Origin of the sequence: Yersinia pekkanenii (assembly GCF_001152565.1) — a bacterium.
GTDB lineage: Bacteria > Pseudomonadota > Gammaproteobacteria > Enterobacterales > Enterobacteriaceae > Yersinia > Yersinia pekkanenii.
In genome coordinates, this window is the sequence record NZ_CQAZ01000095.1 from 1 (window position 1) to 5,016 (window position 5,016).

A 5,016-nucleotide genomic window follows, 5' to 3' on the forward strand; every position below is an offset into this window, starting at 1 on the left:
GTAAAAACGGAGAGTTTATCAATAATCAGGGTGGTGCACTTTTACACCATAATTCCCCGATCCCTTGGTCTACTTTTGCACAACATTTAACACAAGAAAGTTCTCATTTTAAATAAGGGTTCATTAAAATACCCACACACTTACAAAACTTTACGTAAATATTAAAACTAATGATTTCATCAGATTAACCAATGATGTCAAAACAATGCTCAATTATTTATATAATTACTGTAATCAACTGTTAATAAAGGGGTTTATTTTATTTATTATTTTTCACTATACAAATAAAATCCAATACACCATTATTATTTAGACAATTTCATTGATAATAACCGACGTCAAGAATATATTTATGAACTACGATTAAAAATTAAATATTAAATTAAAACAATGTGATAGGAAAATAAATTAAATTTATAAATTGGTTTTAGTTTACTAAAACCAATACCTTTCTCTATTTAAATGTGATTTATATAACAATACTGAGAAATTAGTAGAATGCTTCATTAATTGCAAATAAATTAAAATATAAAACCAATAATTAGCAATAAAGTAAATCTTAAATCCAGAAAGAAGGCTAATGTGTGATATTTAATTTTGTGGCAAGCGTATGACCTGAAAGTATAAACTAGGAAAAATATCTTTCATACCTTCGTGTATTGCTTTAAATTAATTGAACCTCCATTAATACAATGACATTTATAATGCATCAGAATTGACGTTCAAGTTTTATCCCCGATGTAATTAATATAAGAAACCATTAAATCTGGAGAGGAAAAGCATGTCTAAAAATATATGGACAATAATAATTTTAGCAATACGAAACTGGTATAGCAGAGCACTTAGATTAAAGATAAAAAAAATTAATAAAAAAACAAATACTGAAAAAAAAAGCTCACTACTTACAAAAATCGCTTGGACTAATATTGTTTTCCAGTTGCTATTTCCTTTGACTATATCATTTACACCCATAGTCACATCTGCCGCTGAAATAAAAACATATTTCAATACAGTAAGTTATACTTTAATCGATGGCGACAGCACAAAATCGATCGCTGAAAAGTACAATTTAACGCTAAATGAGTTCAAAAAGATAAATCAATTTAGAACGTTTTCAACCTCCTTTGAATTATTACCCCCTGGAACAGAAATTGATATTCCAGATAACGGTAATTCATTAAATCCCATATCAACTGACAGCGAACTTCCTACCGATTATAATGAGAGCATTGCTAATAATATGATAAAGGCAGGAACTATATTATCTGCGGAGAAAACATCAAATTCTGCACTCAACATAGCTAAATCCACTGTCACTAGTGAAACGAATAAATCTGTAGGTCAATGGTTAAACCAACTTGGAACGGCCCGCGTACAGCTCAATATAGATGATGACTTCAAACTAGACAACAGTGAACTGGATTTACTTATACCCATATATGATAGCGAAGCATCGTTACTATTTACCCAGCTAGGAATACGCAACAAAGATAGCCGTAACACGATGAATATCGGTGCAGGTTTGCGCATTTATTATGGTGACTGGATGTATGGATTGAACACATTTTTCGATAATGATATGTCCGGCAATAACCGCCGAATTGGTCTGGGAACTGAAGTTTGGACTAACTATTTAAAATTATCGGGGAATGGCTACTTTGGTATAACTGACTGGCATCAATCACGAGATTTCATAGAATATAAAGAACGCCCGGCTAATGGTTATGATATTCGAGCAGAGGCCTATTTACCTTCTTACCCGCAATTAGGTGCCAGGCTGATGTATGAAAAATACCTAGGTGATGATGTTGCACTATTCGGTAAAGATAATAGACAAAAAGATCCCTATGCTGTGACCGCCGGAGTCAACTACACGCCAATTCCCTTAATAACGATTGGTGTTGATCATCGAGCCGGTAAAAACAGCAATAATGACACAACTATCGGGCTACAACTGACTTATCGTCTTTCTCAATCATGGCAAAGCCAGATTACGCCATCATCAGTAGCAGCCACCCGCCACCTATCAGGTAGTCGACACGACTTGGTCGAGCGTAATAACAATATTATTCTTGATTATCAAAAACAAGAACTTATACGTTTGGATCTTCCTAACACAATTAGTGCCGCGGCAGGTGAAAGCAGCATATTGACCGCCCAAGTCACGACAATACACGGGACGGATAGAATTGAGTGGGAAGCAGATTCGCTAATCAGCGCGGGGGGTACTATAACAGAGTTATCTAAACACTCAATCACGTTGACATATCCATCTTATCAGAATACACGCGGTGCCGGTAATACCTATACTTTGAATGCGGTAGCCTATGACATACGAGGTAATGCTTCAAATCAGGCAACAACGACAATATTGGTTACCACCCCGGATACTATCGGCAGTCTGACAGTAACAAATGACCGGGCAATAGCGAACGGAATTAACACCAATGAGTTGTATGCTCAAGTCATTGATGGCAATAATATGCCGGTATCAGGCCAGTCCGTAGCATTCAGCGCTAATAACGGTGCAGTAGTGACAGCCAACCAAGTTATCACTGATGCTAATGGTATAGCCCCCGTCACATTACACAGCACCATGGCAGGGACGAGTCTCGTGACTGCCTCCATTAATGGGGCCAGTATCGCAGTAAATACTACCTTTATTGCCGACGATACCACGGCTGAAATTATTGATGGTAATCTGACTGTACTTGAAAATAACGCTATTGCAAACGGTTCTGACCTTAATAAAGTTCAGGTAATCGTTACTGATGCACATGGTAATTTAGTCGCCGGGAAGTTAGTCCAATTCACTGCCGATAATGGGGCTATGATTGCTTCTACACCAGTAGAAACAGATAACGATGGTATAGCCACGATCGTATTACATAGTAATATTGCTGGCATCAGTTCGGTCACTGCGACAATTAATAATTCAAGTAAGAGTATCGACACTGTATTTATCAACGATGATGCCACCACGGAAATTATTGATGGTAACCTCACAATTGTGAGTAATTATGCTGTTGCCGATAGCTTCGAGCTGAATAGCGTTAAAGCAATTGTTACCAATGCACAAGGTACACCAGTCTCTGGGAAACAGGTTAATTTCACCTCAAGTAATGGTAGCACCATTATTTTTAACCCCGTAACAACAGATAATGATGGTGTGGCCCTCACCTCGCTACACAGTATATTAGCAGGAACGGCTATTGTTACAGCCACTATCAATAATAGCAGTCAAAACGTAAGTACTACTTTTGTAGCTGATGAGAATACGGTTGAAATCACAACTAACAATCTTTCAATCATTGATAATGATGCCACAGCCAATGGTGTCGCGCTTAATAAAGTCCAAGCACTTGTGACTGATTTACATGGCAATCCAGTAGGAGGCGTAGATGTCATGTTTAGTGCTGACAATGGAGCAATGATAACAGCCACCATCACAACCGATATCAATGGTATTGCAATAGCTACACTACATAATACTGTTATGGGGACGAGTATAGTAGTTGCAAGTATTAATAACAGCAGCCAAACTGTTAACACTAACTTTACACAAGATGTTAGTGATGTTGTTATTACTCTAACTCCTTCTATACAAGATATTGTTGCTAATGGTACCTTGAGCCATAATCTGGAAGCTATTGTAACGAATAACCATGGGGATGCATTACCAGGTCTGACCATTAGGTTCACCAGTCAAGAAGGTAATATTACGATTGCCGAAACCACAACAGATAGCAATGGTATCGCTAACTCGGCATTAACCAGTACGATAGCAAAAAGCATACAAATCATCGCAACTACTGGAAGTAGTTCGGCTCAGGAGAATTTTAATTTTATCGCAGATGAAGCAACGGCTGAAATTACCGTAAACAATCTGACTATATTGTCTGATGACGCTCTCGCCGATGGTAACGCGAAAAATAAGGTACAAGCCATTGTCACTGATGCAAATAATAATCCCGTCCCGGATCTTGCGGTACATTTTAATATAGACTCCGGTTCTATTGCTTCATTAACTCTAGTGACAAATGCGGATGGAACTATCCTCGCCGAAGCGAGTAGCAATACTGAAGGGCCAAGTATAGTGACAGCAAGTGTTAATGGCTCAACCCGTACTGTAACTATTAATTTTAGTGGAACTGCTGATTTTTCAAACATTGTGGTTAATGGAGAAACTTTCCCTATTGATGCTGGTTTCCCTAGAACCGGTTTTGTAGGGGCTAATTTCCAGATATATATAAATAACTCATCCAACAATAACGACCAATATATATGGAACAGTAGCAACCCTGCTCTGGTTACTGTTAATAATGGTCAAGTCAATCTCATTGCTGAGTTTCCATCGGGAAGCAGTGCAATAACGATTACAGCTCAACCGATCGGTGGTGGGGAAGTTAAAGCCTACTCATTTAGAGTTTCAGAATGGTTCATTCGTTCTCCGGAAGGCACAAATCAATTAGATGGTGATGCTGCAAGCGGATATTGCCGGAATACTATTGGAAATGGGTATAACTTACCCCTACTTGCCAGTGCAACATCAGGATTTCTAGTGCGAAGAGCCGCAGAAGGACTTTATGCCGAATGGGGAAATTTGACTGCCTATTCAGGCTGGGTAACGGGGTTCTATTTTGCCCGCGAGTCTACACTGATACAACGCCAGCAAGTACGACTAACAAATGGAGACAGTCGGCTAATAGGGAATGGTGCAACAAGAAATGTAATGTGTTCAAGAAGTATTTGATTGCTATTTAAAACGTCGCGCTGCGAGTAAGTGGCGTGATATTATTAGAGAGTAAGTTGATTCTATTTTTAGCAATTACTTAGTTAGATGTACTTGCCGTTACTATTGTAGAATAGCGGCAAGCATCACTATTAACTTGATGGTTAGGAAGTTGGATCCCTTTTTTTCCCTTAGTTCAGAGGCAAAATAGGGTCATGTATTCAATGCGGAGATCATCAGGTAAAATCCTCGCATTTATCTGAGAGGGTTTGATGGCTAAGGTT

1 protein-coding gene is annotated in these 5,016 nt (G+C 38.2%); it reads left to right on the forward strand.

Features of this window, described 5'->3' with window-relative positions; translation table 11 throughout:
• Nucleotides 1-781 precede the first annotated feature (781 nt).
• A complete protein-coding gene (locus AEP37_RS24405; protein ID WP_050692064.1) occupies nucleotides 782-4,753 on the forward strand; it encodes an Ig-like domain-containing protein in 3,972 nt (1,323 codons plus the stop codon).
• The last annotated feature ends 263 nt before the right edge of the window (nucleotides 4,754-5,016 follow it).